17 protein-coding genes and 1 other RNA gene are annotated in these 14,760 nt (G+C 62.8%); 12 read left to right on the top strand and 6 right to left on the bottom strand.

What is annotated here, in order from left to right; all coding sequences use genetic code 11:
- Positions 1 to 199: 199 nt before the first annotated feature.
- From trxA to C2H86_RS10990, 5 genes are all read left to right on the top strand, one after another.
- Positions 200 to 529 (top strand): thioredoxin TrxA, encoded by a 330-nt coding sequence (gene trxA / locus C2H86_RS11010; RefSeq protein ID WP_060477188.1) that lies wholly within the window; start codon positions 200 to 202, stop codon positions 527 to 529.
- Between the two features lie 231 nt (positions 530 to 760).
- Entirely contained in the window at positions 761 to 2,020 is a 1,260-nt protein-coding gene (gene rho / locus C2H86_RS11005) for a transcription termination factor Rho (RefSeq protein WP_003253661.1), read from the top strand.
- Between the two features lie 123 nt (positions 2,021 to 2,143).
- Positions 2,144 to 3,610: a 4-hydroxy-3-polyprenylbenzoate decarboxylase gene (ubiD, locus tag C2H86_RS11000; protein WP_027920866.1), complete on the top strand. Its 1,467-nt coding sequence runs from the start codon at positions 2,144 to 2,146 to the stop codon at positions 3,608 to 3,610.
- Positions 3,610 to 4,578, top strand: coding sequence for a CDP-6-deoxy-delta-3,4-glucoseen reductase (locus tag C2H86_RS10995; RefSeq protein ID WP_159412571.1), 969 nt, complete (start codon positions 3,610 to 3,612; stop codon positions 4,576 to 4,578). Before ubiD ends, C2H86_RS10995 begins: the two co-directional genes overlap by 1 nt.
- Positions 4,579 to 4,824: 246 nt before the next feature.
- Positions 4,825 to 5,475 (top strand): gamma-glutamylcyclotransferase, encoded by a 651-nt coding sequence (locus C2H86_RS10990; protein ID WP_103446191.1) that lies wholly within the window; start codon positions 4,825 to 4,827, stop codon positions 5,473 to 5,475.
- Between the two features lie 57 nt (positions 5,476 to 5,532).
- Here the strand turns inward: C2H86_RS10990 and C2H86_RS10985 are convergent, their stop codons facing one another.
- Positions 5,533 to 6,510, bottom strand: a complete 978-nt coding sequence (locus C2H86_RS10985; protein WP_159412570.1) for an NADPH:quinone oxidoreductase family protein — start codon at positions 6,508 to 6,510, stop codon at positions 5,533 to 5,535.
- A 169-nt stretch (positions 6,511 to 6,679) separates the two neighbouring features.
- On the opposite strand from C2H86_RS10985, the gene C2H86_RS10980 reads away from it, so the two are divergent.
- The gene (locus C2H86_RS10980) at positions 6,680 to 7,084 is read left to right on the top strand and encodes a flagellar basal body-associated protein FliL (RefSeq protein WP_027920870.1); all 405 of its coding nucleotides are present in this window, start codon (positions 6,680 to 6,682) and stop codon (positions 7,082 to 7,084) included.
- 369 nt (positions 7,085 to 7,453) lie between these two features.
- On the opposite strand, the gene C2H86_RS10975 is transcribed toward C2H86_RS10980, so the two are convergent.
- Entirely contained in the window at positions 7,454 to 7,906 is a 453-nt protein-coding gene (locus C2H86_RS10975) for an EVE domain-containing protein (protein WP_060485681.1), read from the bottom strand.
- 178 nt (positions 7,907 to 8,084) lie between these two features.
- On the opposite strand from C2H86_RS10975, the gene C2H86_RS28185 reads away from it, so the two are divergent.
- Positions 8,085 to 8,234, top strand: coding sequence for a hypothetical protein (locus C2H86_RS28185; protein WP_165837333.1), 150 nt, complete (start codon positions 8,085 to 8,087; stop codon positions 8,232 to 8,234).
- Between the two features lie 20 nt (positions 8,235 to 8,254).
- Here C2H86_RS28185 and C2H86_RS10970 read toward each other — a convergent pair whose 3' ends face one another.
- The 4 genes from C2H86_RS10970 to C2H86_RS10955 all read right to left on the bottom strand — a co-directional run bounded on the left by C2H86_RS10970 (position 8,255) and on the right by C2H86_RS10955 (position 9,616).
- Positions 8,255 to 8,863 (bottom strand): 5-formyltetrahydrofolate cyclo-ligase, encoded by a 609-nt coding sequence (locus C2H86_RS10970; RefSeq protein WP_110632669.1) that lies wholly within the window; start codon positions 8,861 to 8,863, stop codon positions 8,255 to 8,257.
- 56 nt (positions 8,864 to 8,919) lie between these two features.
- Positions 8,920 to 9,099, bottom strand: a non-coding RNA gene (ssrS, locus tag C2H86_RS10965) — 6S RNA.
- A gap of 17 nt (positions 9,100 to 9,116) precedes the next feature.
- A complete protein-coding gene (locus tag C2H86_RS10960) occupies positions 9,117 to 9,437 on the bottom strand; it encodes a cell division protein ZapA (RefSeq protein ID WP_159412569.1) in 321 nt (106 codons plus the stop codon).
- Entirely contained in the window at positions 9,434 to 9,616 is a 183-nt protein-coding gene (locus C2H86_RS10955) for a TIGR02449 family protein (protein ID WP_029886233.1), read from the bottom strand. The genes C2H86_RS10960 and C2H86_RS10955 overlap by 4 nt, the downstream gene beginning before the upstream one ends.
- A 182-nt stretch (positions 9,617 to 9,798) precedes the next feature.
- Here C2H86_RS10955 and C2H86_RS10950 point away from each other — a divergent pair, with 182 nt between their 5' ends.
- From C2H86_RS10950 to C2H86_RS10930, 5 genes are read left to right on the top strand one after another with little or no spacing between them, the layout of a single operon-like run.
- Positions 9,799 to 10,353: a YecA family protein gene (locus C2H86_RS10950; protein WP_027920874.1), complete on the top strand. Its 555-nt coding sequence runs from the start codon at positions 9,799 to 9,801 to the stop codon at positions 10,351 to 10,353.
- Positions 10,354 to 10,375: 22 nt separating this feature from the next.
- On the top strand, positions 10,376 to 11,710 hold the full coding sequence (pepP, locus tag C2H86_RS10945) for a Xaa-Pro aminopeptidase (protein ID WP_103446186.1): 1,335 nt from the start codon (positions 10,376 to 10,378) through the stop codon (positions 11,708 to 11,710).
- Entirely contained in the window at positions 11,707 to 12,906 is a 1,200-nt protein-coding gene (gene ubiH / locus C2H86_RS10940) for a 2-octaprenyl-6-methoxyphenyl hydroxylase (protein ID WP_159412568.1), read from the top strand. The genes pepP and ubiH overlap by 4 nt, the downstream gene beginning before the upstream one ends.
- On the top strand, positions 12,903 to 13,385 hold the full coding sequence (locus tag C2H86_RS10935) for a DUF4442 domain-containing protein (RefSeq protein ID WP_159412567.1): 483 nt from the start codon (positions 12,903 to 12,905) through the stop codon (positions 13,383 to 13,385). Before ubiH ends, C2H86_RS10935 begins: the two co-directional genes overlap by 4 nt.
- Before the next feature lie 9 nt (positions 13,386 to 13,394).
- A complete protein-coding gene (locus C2H86_RS10930; protein ID WP_205524620.1) occupies positions 13,395 to 14,612 on the top strand; it encodes a 2-octaprenyl-3-methyl-6-methoxy-1,4-benzoquinol hydroxylase in 1,218 nt (405 codons plus the stop codon).
- Positions 14,613 to 14,760: the final 148 nt, after the last annotated feature.

Genomic DNA, 14,760 nt, shown 5'->3' with positions numbered 1-14,760 from the left:
CTTGGCTGACGCCAACGCGCACCACACCGGGCCTTGATGCAAGGCAATGTGCCATTCCATGCTATGACACTTGTGTGACAGTTTCGATTCGCGGCGTCTTGCACAACTATAGTTACACTCAATCGTCCGTGACTTCCTGTAGGGCCTGGGTGCCGCTATCATGGGCCACGTTTTTTTGCTTACGACCCTGGAGATATCCATGAGCAGCGATCTGATCAAACACGTCACCGACGCCACCTTCGAAGCCGAAGTCCTGCAGGCTCAAGGCCCGGTGCTGGTCGACTACTGGGCTGAATGGTGCGGTCCATGCAAGATGATCGCTCCGGTTCTGGACGACATCGCCGGCACCTACGAGGGCAAACTGACCGTCGCCAAGCTGAACATCGACGACAACCAGGAAACCCCGGCCAAGCACGGTGTGCGTGGCATCCCGACCCTGATGCTGTTCAAGAACGGCAACGTCGAAGCCACCAAGGTCGGCGCCCTGTCCAAATCGCAGCTGGCCGCGTTCCTCGACGCCCACCTGTGATGTGAAGCAAAAAACCCCGCAAATGCGGGGTTTTTTCTTTTTCAGAGCACTAGACGCAGAAAAAAGCAAGTGTTACATTCGGCCTCGCACTGCTTCTCCAGTGCCCTCTGCACGCCGTCGCCGAAGCATCCCTAATTCGAATCAGTACGCGATCCTGTCGCCATCTAGCGGCGCGGCCTCATTAAGCCACAGCTTAATTCTCCCTTCTTACATGATTACGTCACTCCCCTTATGAACCTGACTGAACTCAAGCAAAAGCCGATTACCGATCTTTTGGAAATGGCCGAACAGATGGGCATCGAAAACATGGCCCGTTCGCGCAAACAGGACGTGATTTTCGCCCTGCTGAAGAAGCACGCGAAAAGCGGCGAAGAGATCTCGGGTGACGGCGTGCTGGAGATTCTCCAGGATGGTTTCGGTTTCCTGCGTTCGGCTGATGCGTCCTACCTGGCCGGCCCCGACGACATCTACGTCTCGCCAAGCCAGATCCGCCGTTTCAACCTGCGTACCGGCGACACCATCGTCGGCAAGATCCGCCCACCGAAGGAAGGGGAGCGTTACTTCGCCCTGCTGAAGGTCGACACCATCAACTTCGACCGCCCGGAAAACGCGAAGAACAAGATCCTCTTCGAAAACCTGACGCCGCTGTTCCCGAACAAGCGCCTGAAGATGGAAGCCGGTAACGGCTCCACCGAAGACCTCACCGGTCGCGTCATCGACCTGTGCGCCCCGATTGGTAAAGGCCAGCGTGGCCTGATCGTCGCTCCGCCGAAAGCCGGTAAGACCATCATGCTGCAGAACATCGCGGCGAACATCACCCGTAACAACCCCGAGTGCCACCTGATCGTCCTGCTGATCGACGAGCGCCCGGAAGAAGTGACCGAAATGCAGCGCACCGTGCGCGGCGAAGTGGTCGCCTCGACCTTCGACGAGCCACCAACCCGCCACGTGCAGGTTGCCGAAATGGTCATCGAGAAGGCCAAGCGCCTGGTCGAGCACAAGAAGGACGTGGTCATCCTGCTGGACTCCATCACCCGTCTGGCGCGTGCCTACAACACCGTGATCCCGAGCTCCGGCAAGGTGCTGACCGGTGGTGTCGACGCCCACGCCCTGGAGAAGCCGAAGCGCTTCTTCGGTGCCGCGCGTAACATCGAGGAAGGCGGTTCGCTGACCATCATCGCCACCGCGCTGGTCGAAACCGGCTCGAAGATGGACGAAGTGATCTACGAAGAGTTCAAGGGTACCGGCAACATGGAGCTGCCCCTGGACCGTCGTATCGCTGAAAAGCGTGTGTTCCCGGCCATCAACATCAACCGTTCCGGTACCCGCCGCGAAGAGCTGCTGACCGCCGACGACGAATTGCAGCGCATGTGGATCCTGCGCAAGCTGCTGCACCCGATGGACGAGATCGCCGCCATCGAGTTCCTGGTCGACAAGCTCAAGCAGACCAAGACCAACGACGAGTTCTTCCTGTCGATGAAGCGCAAGTAAGATCGTCGTACCACGCGAAAAGCCGGGGAAACCCGGCTTTTTGCTATCTGTACTTTGGCTATTGCGGCCCTATCGGCGCTACACTCTGCACCCCGACCGATACGGCCAACACGAGGCTCATGCATGCAGTATCGCGATTTGCGCGACTTCATCCGTGGCCTGGAGCAGCGCGGTGAACTCAAGCGCATCCAGGTTCCGATTTCCCCTGTCCTGGAAATGACCGAGGTCTGCGACCGCACCCTGCGCGCCAAGGGTCCGGCGTTGTTGTTCGAAAAGCCTACCGGCTTCGACATCCCGGTACTGGGCAACCTGTTCGGCACGCCAGAGCGCGTGGCCATGGGCATGGGCGCCGAGTCGGTCGACGAACTGCGCGAGATCGGCAAGCTGCTGGCCTTCCTCAAGGAGCCCGAGCCGCCGAAAGGCCTGAAGGACGCCTGGTCCAAGCTGCCCATCTTCAAGAAGGTCGTGTCGATGGCGCCGAAGGTGGTCAAGGACGCGGTGTGCCAGGAAGTGGTCATCGAGGGTGACGATGTCGACCTCGGCCAGCTGCCGATCCAGCACTGCTGGCCAGGTGACGTGGCGCCGCTGATCACCTGGGGCCTGACCGTGACCCGTGGCCCGAACAAGGATCGCCAGAACCTGGGCATCTACCGCCAGCAGGTAATCGGCCGCAACAAGGTGATCATGCGCTGGCTGAGCCACCGTGGCGGCGCCCTGGATTATCGTGAGTGGTGCGAAAAGAACCCAGGCCAGCCGTTCCCGGTTGCCGTGGCGCTGGGCGCTGACCCGGCCACCATCCTTGGCGCCGTGACGCCAGTGCCGGATACCCTTTCCGAATACGCTTTCGCCGGCCTGCTGCGCGGCAACCGCACCGAGCTGGTCAAGTGCCGTGGCAGCAACCTGCAGGTGCCGGCCACCGCCGAGATCATCCTCGAAGGCGTGATTCATCCGGGCGAAATGGCCCCGGAAGGCCCGTATGGCGATCACACCGGCTACTACAACGAAGTGGACAGCTTCCCGGTGTTCACCGTCGAGCGCATCACTCACCGGCAGAAGCCGATCTACCACAGCACCTACACGGGCCGGCCGCCGGATGAACCGGCGATCCTGGGTGTGGCGCTGAACGAAGTGTTCGTGCCGATCCTGCAGAAGCAGTTCCCGGAAATCGTCGACTTCTACCTGCCGCCGGAAGGCTGCTCGTACCGCATGGCGGTGGTGACCATGAAAAAGCAGTACCCAGGCCACGCCAAGCGCGTGATGCTGGGTGTGTGGTCGTTCCTGCGACAGTTCATGTACACCAAGTTCGTTATTGTCACCGATGACGATATCAATGCCCGCGACTGGAACGATGTGATCTGGGCCATCACCACGCGCATGGACCCCAAGCGTGATACGGTGATGATCGACAACACGCCGATCGACTACCTGGACTTCGCGTCGCCGGTATCGGGGCTGGGGTCGAAGATGGGCCTGGACGCCACGCACAAGTGGCCGGGCGAGACTACACGCGAATGGGGCCGGGTCATCGTCAAGGACGAGGCCGTCACCCGCCGTATCGATGAGCTGTGGGATCAGTTGGGAATAGATTGATGCAGGTAACGTTGCAGCCGTCCGGGGCGGTGCTGGCGCTCGAACCCGGGGAAAGGATCCTGGATGGAGCGCGGCGGCTGGGCTATGACTGCCCGAACAGCTGCCGCAATGGCAATTGCCATGTCTGCGCCGCGTTGTTGGTCGAAGGAAGCGTGCGTCAGGACGGAGTAGTCCGTGACCATGGCGAGTTGTTCACCTGCATTGCCGAACCGCTGGAGGACTGTGTGTTGCTCTGGGATGGTGTGCTTGCCCTGGGCGAGCTGCCAGTGCGCAAGCTGGCGTGCAGCGTGAGCGAATGCGTCGAGGTCGGTGGCGACGTCTGGCGCGTACGCCTGCGCGCGCCGGCCGGCAAGCCGCCGCGTTACCATGCCGGGCAGTACCTGATGATCGAGCGCGAGGGCGGCAAGCCGGCGGCCTTCTCGCTGGCCTCTGCGCCGCATTCCGGGCGGGACCTTGAACTGCATGTGCTTGGCCGTGAAGCCAGCGCGCTGCAGTTGCTGGCGCAGCTGCAGCGTGACCGCGTGGCGCGTATCGAAATGCCGTTCGGCGATACCCACCTGGCCGAGTTGCCCGACGGGCCGCTGGTGCTGATTGCTGCTGGCACCGGCATGGGCCAGATGCACAGCCTGGTCGAACATTGCCGCGCCCAGGGCTTCAAGCATCCGGTGCACCTGTACTGGGGTGTCCGTCGCCCGGAGGACTTCTACAGCATCGAGCACTGGGCTGAATGGGAGCGCTTGCCCAACTTGTTCCTGCACAAGGTGGTCAGCGACATGTGTGGCTGGGAAGGGCGTTGCGGCATGCTGCATGAAGCGGTGTGCGAGGACGTGAAAGACCTCAATACCGTGCATGTGTATGCCAGCGGCTCGCCGAACATGGTCTACGCCACCCTCGACGCCCTGGTCGAGGCCGGCATGGATGCGCACCGCATGCGCGCCGATGTGTTTGCCTACGCGCCACGCGGTTAATAACCGAAGTTTGAAGTAATGGGTATAAGGCGGTCATTGTTACCGCCTTGGCCATTAACTTTCGCGGCCATCGAAACAATACTTCCCAGTCGTCGGAACTGCGCATGAAACTCTGTTCATGGGACTTGAGTATTGGCGTATTTCTATCCTATGGTTACTGCAAGCGCCGGTGGCGCGGCCGCGCAGGCCGCGTCATCAGCGCCTCCCGCTTTATGCGTAGTAAACAGGGAATAATGGCGGCAGCTTATGTCGGCACTTGAAAGTTTGTCCTGGGAAGTTGCATACCCTCCGACGCTCGACTTCGGTCAGCAACTGACCCGTGAGCAATTGCTCAATTCCATGCAAATGACCATGTCGCGCCATGAAGGTGGCCCTGTCTGGTTGTTTGCCTATGGCTCGTTGATCTGGCGCCCGGAATGCAATTCGGTGGAGCGCCAACGGGCGCGAGTGCATGGTTATCACCGTGGGTTGTACCTGTGGTCGCACGAGCACCGGGGTACCCCGGAAACGCCAGGCCTGGTGTTCGGCCTTGATCGCGGCGGCTCCTGCAGCGGTTTTGCCTACCGACTTGAAGACAGCAACCTCGATGATTCGCTGATGGCGCTGTGGCAGCGGGAAATGCCTTATCCGGCGTATCGGCCGCACTGGCTCAGCTGTCGGTTGGGCGATGGCAGCAAGGTGCAAGCGTTGGGGTTCGTGCTGGAACGGCATCTGCCGTGCTATGCGGGCAACCTGCCAGATACCTTGCTCAGCCAGATTCTGGCCAGTGCCAAGGGGCGCTATGGCACCACGCGGGACTATGTCGAGCAGACATTGAATGCGCTGCGCAGCCATCAGATGCCGGATCGCAACCTCGAGGCACGGTTCAGGCGTTGCCATAACCTGCGAGAGGTATGAAGGGGCTGCCGGCCCTTTTCGCGGGGCAAGCTTGCCCCGCGAAGCGGCCGGTCCTGCTTATCTGGCCAGCACCACCAACTTACCCACAGCCTTGCGCTGCCCCAACTGCTCAATTGCGGCCCCCGCTTCAGCCAGTGGATAAGTCCTCGACACCAACGGTTTCAACTTGCCCTCGGCATGCCAGGCAAACAATTGCCGGAAGTTCGCCGCATTGTCCTCAGGTTGGCGCTGGGCAAACGCCCCCCAGAACACCCCAAGTACCGCCGCCCCCTTGAGCAGCACCAGGTTCGCCGCCATCTGCGGAATCGTCCCGCTGGCAAACCCCACCACCAGCAGCCGGCCCTGCCACGCCAGCCCGCGCACGGCTTGGTCGAACAGCTCGCCGCCCACCGGGTCGTAGATCACATCCACGCCCTGGCCGCCGGTCAGGCGCTTGATTTCCTCCTTGAGGCTGGCCTGGCTGTAGTCGATCAGTTCGTCAGCGCCGGCAGCCTTGGCAACGGCGAGTTTCTCGGCGCTGCTGGCTGCGGCGATCACTCTTGCGCCCATGGCCTTGCCGATTTCCACCGCTGCCAGGCCAACACTACCGGATGCACCGAGCACCAGCAGGGTTTCGCCGGGCTGCAACTGGCCGCGCTGCTTGAGGGCATGCATCGAGGTGCCATAGGTCATGCCGAACGCCGCGGCGGTGGCGAAATCCATGTGCTCGGGGATCGGCATCACGTTGTAGAACGGCACCGCCACCTGCTCGGCGAACGCCCCCCAGCCGGTCAGGGCCATTACCCGGTCGCCCACCTTGAAAGTGCCGGCCCGTTCGCCGACCGCAGCGACCACGCCGGCGGCCTCGCCACCTGGCGAGAATGGCAGCGGGGGCTGGAACTGGTATTTGCCTTCGATGATCAGCGTGTCGGGGAAATTGACCCCGGCAGCCTGCACATCGAGCAGGATCTCGTTCTTCTTCGGCACCGGGCTGGCCACGTCTTCCAGCACCAGCTCGCGAGCCGGGCCCAGGGTTTTGCACAACACAGCTTTCATCGGGGCTATTCCTTTGCGTGTAGTGGCCGATAAGTGTAGGAGGGTCGCCTGCCGGGTCAACGAGCATGCCCCGCCCTGATGTGCTGACATAAGTGCTGGCACAAGCCCGTGCTTGGGTTTACGCGGCATGCTGGGTAAGCTGGCGCCAACTGTTTTGAGGAGCGAATTCGTGAAAGCGTGGATCTTGATGGTACTGGCGCTGATGCTGCCAGCGGCGGCCATGGCTGAGGAAGCCAAGGAAGGGGAGCCGAAAGTTTCCTACATCACCCTGAGCCCACCCTTCGTCGGCAACTACGCCCTCGATGGCAGCCCCAAGCTGCGCGTGTACAAGGCCGATGTGGCCCTGCGCGTGACCGGTGATGCCGCGGCGGCTGCGGTCAAGCACCAGGAGCCGCTGATCCGCAACCAGCTAGTGGCACTGTTCACCCAGCAGACGGTGGATAGCATGAGCAACGTCGACGCCAAGGAGAAGCTGCGCCAGGAAGCGTTGAAACAGGTGCAGCAGGTGATGGAATCGGAAGAGGGCAAGCCGATTGTCGAGGATCTGCTGTTCAATAACCTGATTGTGCAGTAAGCAAGGCTCGTTGATTTCGCAGCAGGTCGGATGTTCATCTGAGCATGCGATTCATGTGGGAGCGGGCTTGTCCCGCGAAGAAGGCACAGCGGTGCCTGGCACGATGCAGCCAGAGCATTTCGCCGCTGTGCGGGAAGCTGTCAGTTGTGCGCTTGGCTTCACACATCCAGCAACAGTGCGGACAGTTGTCAGTAGGACACAGGATGCACCATACTGAGCGCGTTCCCGAGAGGGGCTTGTGAGACTCTGCGGATCCTGGATTATCCAGCAATTACAGAGCCGGGCAGGTATAAGGCGATAACAAGTCTACCTGTCTGTGAGTAGGGCGCCGCGAGGCGCCCTTTGTCTTTGTGGACTACGTGTGAGCGGTTAGCGCGCCAGCGCGATGATCGCTGCCCACTGCTCTTCGGTCACTGGCATCACCGACAACCGCGTGCCTTTCTGCACCAGCGGCAACTCTGCCAGCGCACTCTGCTGCTTCAGCAGGCCCAACCCCAGCACCTGGCGGAAGGTCTTCACGTGGGCCACGTCCACCGCGCTCCAAGGGTTCTTTTCGGCATTGGCCTTGGCGTCGAAGTAGTGGCTTTCCGGGTCCAGTGCCGTCGGGTCCGGGTAGGCCGCCGCAGTAATCCGGGCGATGCCGGCAATGCCCGGTTGCGGGCAGCTGGAATGGTAGAAAAAGAACTCGTCGCCTACGCTCATGGCCCGCATGAAATTGCGCGCCTGGTAGTTTCGTACACCGTCCCAGCGCGCCTCGCCCAGGCGGCCCAGGCCTTCGATCGAGAGCTCGTCGGGCTCGGATTTCATCAGCCAATAGGCCATGGATACTGCTCCTGAAAAGGTTTGAAATAACCTGTTTCACGAAACCGACAGCCGGTTGGCGTCAACGTTTGCGTGAAGACTCAGGTTGTCGGAAAATGCGCCGATTTTAAAGCTAGACGCTCCGGCGGCACCTAGAAGGTCGCCGAGCCTGAACGTATGCCTAGGGGGGCATTCTTCGATGAATCAACGCAAACCGGATCTACTGTGGATCCTGGTCTTCATCTTTGGCCTTGGTGTGGTCACCACCGGTTATGCTCAGGGCATCTGGGAGCGCAAGCTGGATACCGCCTATCAGACGCCGGTCGACGCCAACCCTCAGCAACGCTGATATCCCCTCGCTGACGCCGCTTACTTCGGCGCCAGGTACCAGCCACGGTCGCTGACCGTGCCCTGCAGTGGTACATCCCAACTGGCCTGCGCCAGTCGCTCGACTTTCTGGCATTCATGCGCCAGCCCCAGCAGCAGCGGTTTCTTCCAGGTCTTGCGGCGTGCCTGGTAGGCCAGGCTGCGGTCGTAGAAGCCGCCGCCCATACCCAATCGCCCGCCGACTTCATCGAAGCCGACCAGCGGCAGCAGGATCAGGTCCAGCGACCAGATCGGGCGCTGGCGCCGACGATCGGTCAACGGCTCGGGAATACGGAAGCGGTTGCGCTTGAGCTTTTCGCCCTGTTCGAAACGCTGGAACACCATGCGCGTGCGTGGCCAGGCATGCAGTACCGGCAGGTAGGTGCGCTTGCCCCGGCGCTGGGCCTCGCGCAGCAGCAGGCGCGGGTCGATTTCACCGTCATTGGGCAGGTACAGGGCGATATGTCGGGCACGGCGAAACAGTGGGTGCTGTGCCAATTGCCGATACAGCCCGCGTGAAGCCTGGTGTTGCTGGGCGGGGGTAAGGGCGCGGCGGGCATTGCGAAGCAGGCGACGAAGCTGGGGGCGGGTGAGCGGCGCAGTTTCAGTCATGGCACTGGCGATCCCAGGTGTCGGATTGCCCAGCTGAGCGCTGGGCAGGAAGAATCAGGCTCCCCGATAAGACCGCTATCGGTGTAGCCCTTGAACCCGAAAGTTCAAGGTGGAGATTGCAGGGGGCGTTAAGGCTTTCCGTCGGGCGGACATGCACACCGGCCCCAGCGTGCAACCCCCGTGGTTGTGCGTATCGGCTCAGGGACATAACCGACTGGCGCATCCCCCAGGGAGTGGCGCCAGTATACCAATCTCAGCCGTTTTTGGTACCCGCATCGTCGGACAAAGCCTGATCGACCCGTTCCAGCAGGTCACGCACCTGTTCACGGTTGGCGCTACTCACCGGCGCGTCACTGCGTTCCTCCTGGCGGTGCAGCATCTCGTGAGTGATGTTCAACGCCGCCATGACCGCAATGCGGTCGGCACCGATCACCTTGCCGCTGCTGCGGATCTCGCGCATCTTGCCGTCCAGGTAGCGCGCGGCGCTGACCAGGTTGTTGCGCTCTTCCGGAGGGCAGATGATCGAATACTCCTTGTCGAGGATCTGCACGGTGACGCTATTGCTTGAACTCATGAGTCTTGCTCCAGGGCCTTCAGGCGTAAAATCATCGACTCGACCTTGCGCTTGGCGATCTCGTTCTTTTCGATGAGGTGGGCGCGCTCCTCGCGCCAGGATTTTTCCTGAGCTACTAGGAGTGCATTTTGCCGTTTTAGTTGCTCGACGCGTTCAATCAGCAACTCGAATCGGCTCATCAGCGCTTGCAGGTCGTTCTCTTGCGTGGGTTGCACTCGATTCGCTCCGTCGTTGAATCACCCTGCGATGATGCCTCTCCCTGCGCAGCGGCGGCCAGTGCCGATGGTCTTGGCGCGCCTGCCGGTGCTAGGATACAAGGTCTTCATTCTAGTCAAATGCGCCGTCTGGCGCCTAGCCGACCATGCCTAATACTCAATCGCCTTACGTTGCTTTTGCCATGCTTCTCTCGAGCAATGGCCATCCTGTCACCCCTGCCGAGCTGCACGGCCTGCTGATCGGGCGCAGCTGCGCCGGTGCCGGCTTCGATGCCGAGGCCTGGTTGGCCGACGCCGCCCAGCTACTGGAAACCGAACCCGGCGACACCGTGCGCAATGCCCTGATCGGCCTGCAAGAGATGGTCAAGGGCGAGCTGAACAGCGAAGACATGGCCATCGTCCTGCTGCTGCCGAGCGACGATGCCGCACTGGCCGACCGCGCCGAGGCGCTGGGCCAGTGGTGCCAGGGCTTCATCACCGGCTTTGGCCTGAACGCCGGTGGCAAGGACCTGTCTACCGAAGCCAAGGAAGTGCTGCAGGACCTGGTGGCCATTTCCCAGGTTCAGGAAGCACTCGAAGAATCCGAAGACGGCGAGAGCGACTACATGGAAGTCATGGAGTACCTGCGCGTCGCACCGCTGCTGCTGTACACGGAGCTGGCGGCGCCTGCCGCACCTGCACCAAAACCTTCGCTGCACTGATCAACCGGGGGTAGTCCTGCCCATGAGCCACATACCCAAGGCCGAGTATGCCCGTCGGCGCAAGGCGCTGATGGCGCAGATGGTCCCCAACAGCATTGCCATCCTGCCGGCTGCCGCGGTTGCCATCCGCAACCGCGATGTCGAGCACGTGTACCGTCAGGACAGCGATTTCCAGTACCTCAGCGGCTTCCCCGAGCCAGAGGCGGTGATCGCACTGATACCTGGCCGCGAGCATGGCGAATACGTGCTGTTCTGCCGTGAGCGCAACCCGGAGCGTGAGCAATGGGACGGGCTGCGAGCCGGCCAGGAAGGCGCAGTCCGTGACTTTGGCGCGGACGATGCCTTCCCGATCACCGACATCGACGAGATCCTGCCGGGCCTGATCGAAGGCCGCGAACGGGTCTACAGCGCCATGGGCAGCAACGCTGAGTTCGACCGCCGCTTGATGGACTGGATCAACGTGATCCGCTCCAAGGCGCGCCTCGGTGCTCAGCCGCCGAACGAGTTCGTTGCGCTGGATCACCTGTTGCACGACATGCGCCTGTATAAATCGGCAGCGGAAGTGAAGGTGATGCGTGCCGCCGCCGAGATCTCTGCGCGCGCCCACGTGCGGGCCATGCAGGCCTGCCGCGCAGGGTTGCACGAGTACAGCCTGGAAGCCGAACTGGACTACGAATTCCGCAAGGGTGGGGCGAAGATGCCTGCCTACGGCTCGATCGTCGCCGCCGGGCGCAATGGCTGCATCCTGCACTATCAGCAGAACGATGCCCCGCTCAAGGACGGTGACCTGGTGCTGATCGATGCCGGTTGCGAGATCGACTGCTACGCCAGCGATATCACCCGTACCTTCCCGGTCAGCGGGCGCTTTTCGCCCGAGCAGAAGGCCATCTACGAGCTGGTGCTCAAGGCCCAGGCCGCCGCCTTTGCCGAGATCGCCCCGGGCAAGCACTGGAACCACGCCCACGAGGCGACCGTGCGAGTCATCACCGAAGGCCTGGTGGAACTCGGCTTGCTCAAGGGTGAGGTGCAGGCGCTGATCGACAGCGAGGCCTACCGGGCCTTCTACATGCACCGTGCCGGGCACTGGCTGGGCATGGATGTGCACGATGTCGGTGAATACAAGGTCGGTGGCGAGTGGCGGGTGCTGGAGCCCGGCATGGCGCTGACAGTAGAGCCGGGTATCTACATCGCCGCCGACAACGAGTCGGTCGCGAAGAAGTGGCGCGGCATCGGCATCAGGATCGAGGACGACGTGGTAGTGACCAGGCAAGGCTGTGACATTCTGACCTCGGGCGTGCCCCGCACGGTCGCCGAGATCGAGGCGCTGATGCAGGCTGCACGTAAGGACGCGGCATGAATCGGGTCAACCTGGCGATTATCGGTGGCGGTCTGGTCGGTGCAAGCCTGGCCCTGGCCCTGCAGGCCGGCGCCAAGGCACGCGGCTGGAAGATCCTGCTGATCGAGCCGTTCGCCCCCGGCGACAGCTTCCAGCCCAGTTACGACGCACGTTCCTCGGCGCTGTCTTTCGGCACCCGGCAGATCTACCAGCACCTTGGCCTGTGGCAAACCATCAGCCCGCGCGCCGAGCCGATCCGGCAGATCCAGGTCTCTGATCGGGGCCGTTTCGGTGCTACCCGCCTGGATGCCATGGAAGAGGGCGTGCCGGCGCTGGGTTACGTGGTGGAGAACGCCTGGCTCGGCCAATGCCTGTGGCAAGGGCTGGACAGCGAGGTGGTGAGCTGGCGCTGCCCGGCCGAAGTGAAGGCGATGCAGGCCATCGAAGGTGGCTACCGCCTGCTGCTGGACGACGACACCAGCCTGGAATGCGACCTGGCGGTATTGGCTGACGGTGGCCGCTCCGGCCTGCGCGAGCAGCTGGGTATCCATGTGCGCCGTACGCCCTACGAGCAGAGCGCGCTGATCGCCAACATCACCCCGGGCGAGGCCCACTGCGGCCAAGCCTTCGAGCGCTTCACCGAGCAAGGCCCGATGGCCTTGCTGCCCTTGCCGGAAAACCGCTGCGCGCTGGTCTGGACGCGGCAGGGTATGGATGCCAGGCGCTTGGCCGAAATCGACGAGCGCAGTTTCCTGCGCGAGCTGCAGGATGCCTTTGGCTATCGCCTCGGCGCCCTGCGCCAGGTCGGTGCCCGGCATCTCTACCCGCTGGCGCTGATTGAAGCTCAGGAGCAGGTACGCCCACACCTGGTGGTGCTGGGCAACGCCGCGCACAGCCTGCACCCGATTGCCGGGCAGGGCTTCAACCTGTCGCTGCGTGACGTGCAGTCGCTGGCTGATGCGCTGCTGGCCGGCCCGCAGCATCCGGGTGATCTTGCCAGCCTGCTGGCCTATCACCAGCGCCAGCGCCTCGACCAGGCCCTGACCATCGGCTTCTCCGACCAGGTCACCCGCCTGTTCGGCAGCAACCAGCCGCTGCTGGCGGCCGGGCGCAATATCGGCCTGCTCGGGCTCGACCTGCTGCCACCGGCAAAAAGTTGGTTCGCCCGCCAGGCCATGGGCCTCGGCACCCGCCCCGATCCGCGGGGTCAGGCATGAGCAACCCGCGAAGGCTGGCGCGCCGGGCGCGCATGTTGCGCTGGCTGCTGAACCTTTACCCGCCCTACATCGGTGCCGGTATCCGCATCCAGCACATCAGCCCTGACATGCGCAGCGTCAAGGTACGCATGAAGCTGACCCGCTGGAACCGCAACTATGTCGGCACCCAGTTTGGCGGCAGCCTGTACTCGATGGTCGACCCGTTCTACATGCTGCTGCTGATCGAGCAGCTGGGCCGCGAGTACATTGTCTGGGACAAGGCTGCCAGCATCGATTTCATCGCCCCGGGCAAGGGCACGGTGTACGCCGAATTCCACGTCGATGACGCGCTGCTGGACGAGATCCGCCAGCAGACCGCCACCGGCAAGAAGTACCTGCCGCGTGTGCAGGTCGATATCCGTGACGAAGCCGGCGAACTGGTGGCACGGGTCGATAAAACCCTATACGTGCGGCTCAAGCCGCAAGCGAGGCAGGCGTAAGGCATGGAAATGCGCGCAGATCTGTTGATTGTCGGTGCCGGTATGGTCGGCAGCGCCCTGGCCCTGGCGCTTCGCCACAGCGGCCTGGAAATTCTCCTGCTCGATGGCGGCCCGCTGTCGGTGAAACCGTTCGATGGAGCCGCACCGTTCGAGCCGCGGGTCAGTGCCCTGTCGGCGGCCAGCCAGCGCATCCTCGAACGCCTGGGTGCCTGGGAAGGCATCGCCGGGCGGCGCGTGTCGCCGTATTCCGACATGCATGTATGGGACGGCAGCGGTACCGGCCAGATTCATTTCTCGGCAGCCAGCGTGCATGCCCAGGTACTTGGCCATATCGTCGAGAACCGGGTGGTGCAGGACGGTCTGCTGGAGCGCCTGCACGACAGCGACATTGGCCTGCTGCCCAATGCCCGCCTGGAGCAGCTGCGCCGCTCCGGTGACGAATGGCTGCTGACCCTGGCCGACGGCCGCCAGTTGCGTACACCGCTGGTGGTGGCCGCCGACGGAGCCAACTCGGCAGTGCGCCGCCTGGCCGGCTGCGAGACCCGCGAATGGGATTACCTGCACCACGCGATCGTTACCAGCGTGCGCTGCAGTGCTGCGCACCAGGCCACCGCCTGGCAGCGTTTCACCGATGAGGGGCCGCTGGCGTTTCTGCCACTGTCGCGTGACGGCAAGCAGGATTGGTGCTCGATCGTCTGGTCGACCACGCCGGAGCAGGCCGAGCAGATCATGGCACTGGATGAACAGGCCTTCCTCAAGGCCCTGGAACGCGCCTTCGAGGGGCGTCTGGGGGATGTGCTGGAGGCCGACCCGCGCGTTTGCGTGCCGTTGCGCCAGCGCCACGCCAAGCGCTACGTGGACGAAGGGCTGGTGTTGATCGGCGATGCCGCGCATACCATTCACCCGCTGGCCGGGCAGGGCGTCAACCTGGGCTTCCTCGACGCCGCAGTGCTGGCCGAGGTGCTGGAGAATGCCTGCGAGCGCGGTGAACGGTTGGCAGATGTGAAAGTGCTCAGCCGTTATGAGCGCCGGCGCATGCCGCACAACCTGGCGTTGATGGCGGCGATGGAAGGCTTCGAGCGGTTGTTCCAGGCCAATCCGTTGCCGCTGCGCTGGTTGCGTAACAGCGGATTGAAGCTGGTGGAGCAGATGCCGGAGGCCAAGGCGTTGTTCGTGCGCCAGGCGTTGGGGCTGACCGGGGACTTGCCGGAACTGGCCAAGGCCTGATTGTATAAAACTCGTGTAGGAGCGGGCTTGTCCCGCGAAGCAGGCAACACGGTGCATGGCACCGGCTTTGCCGGTGTTCGCGGGACAAGCCCGCTCCTACACGAATCTTTGCAACATCCGGTAACTGCTCGGATGATGAGCTGGAAAA

Source organism: Pseudomonas putida (genome assembly GCF_009883635.2).
Taxonomy (GTDB): Bacteria; Pseudomonadota; Gammaproteobacteria; order Pseudomonadales; family Pseudomonadaceae; genus Aquipseudomonas; species Aquipseudomonas putida_W.
Note: the sequence above shows the minus strand (reverse complement) of the source record. Positions and strands in the feature narration are given on the sequence as shown.

Excerpts from the sequence above, each read along its gene's own strand:
- trxA (WP_060477188.1), top strand. The coding sequence starts at position 200 with ATGAGCAGCGATCTGATCAAACACGTCACCGACGCCACCTTCGAAGCC.
- rho (WP_003253661.1), top strand. The coding sequence starts at position 761 with ATGAACCTGACTGAACTCAAGCAAAAGCCGATTACCGATCTTTTGGAA.
- ubiD (WP_027920866.1), top strand. The coding sequence starts at position 2,144 with ATGCAGTATCGCGATTTGCGCGACTTCATCCGTGGCCTGGAGCAGCGC.
- C2H86_RS10995 (WP_159412571.1), top strand. The coding sequence starts at position 3,610 with ATGCAGGTAACGTTGCAGCCGTCCGGGGCGGTGCTGGCGCTCGAACCC.
- C2H86_RS10990 (WP_103446191.1), top strand. The coding sequence starts at position 4,825 with ATGTCGGCACTTGAAAGTTTGTCCTGGGAAGTTGCATACCCTCCGACG.
- C2H86_RS10985 (WP_159412570.1), bottom strand. The coding sequence starts at position 6,510 with ATGAAAGCTGTGTTGTGCAAAACCCTGGGCCCGGCTCGCGAGCTGGTG.
- C2H86_RS10975 (WP_060485681.1), bottom strand. The coding sequence starts at position 7,906 with ATGGCCTATTGGCTGATGAAATCCGAGCCCGACGAGCTCTCGATCGAA.
- C2H86_RS28185 (WP_165837333.1), top strand. The coding sequence starts at position 8,085 with ATGAATCAACGCAAACCGGATCTACTGTGGATCCTGGTCTTCATCTTT.
- C2H86_RS10970 (WP_110632669.1), bottom strand. The coding sequence starts at position 8,863 with ATGACTGAAACTGCGCCGCTCACCCGCCCCCAGCTTCGTCGCCTGCTT.
- C2H86_RS10960 (WP_159412569.1), bottom strand. The coding sequence starts at position 9,437 with ATGAGTTCAAGCAATAGCGTCACCGTGCAGATCCTCGACAAGGAGTAT.
- C2H86_RS10955 (WP_029886233.1), bottom strand. The coding sequence starts at position 9,616 with ATGAGCCGATTCGAGTTGCTGATTGAACGCGTCGAGCAACTAAAACGG.
- C2H86_RS10950 (WP_027920874.1), top strand. The coding sequence starts at position 9,799 with ATGCCTAATACTCAATCGCCTTACGTTGCTTTTGCCATGCTTCTCTCG.
- pepP (WP_103446186.1), top strand. The coding sequence starts at position 10,376 with ATGAGCCACATACCCAAGGCCGAGTATGCCCGTCGGCGCAAGGCGCTG.
- ubiH (WP_159412568.1), top strand. The coding sequence starts at position 11,707 with ATGAATCGGGTCAACCTGGCGATTATCGGTGGCGGTCTGGTCGGTGCA.
- C2H86_RS10935 (WP_159412567.1), top strand. The coding sequence starts at position 12,903 with ATGAGCAACCCGCGAAGGCTGGCGCGCCGGGCGCGCATGTTGCGCTGG.
- C2H86_RS10930 (WP_205524620.1), top strand. The coding sequence starts at position 13,395 with ATGCGCGCAGATCTGTTGATTGTCGGTGCCGGTATGGTCGGCAGCGCC.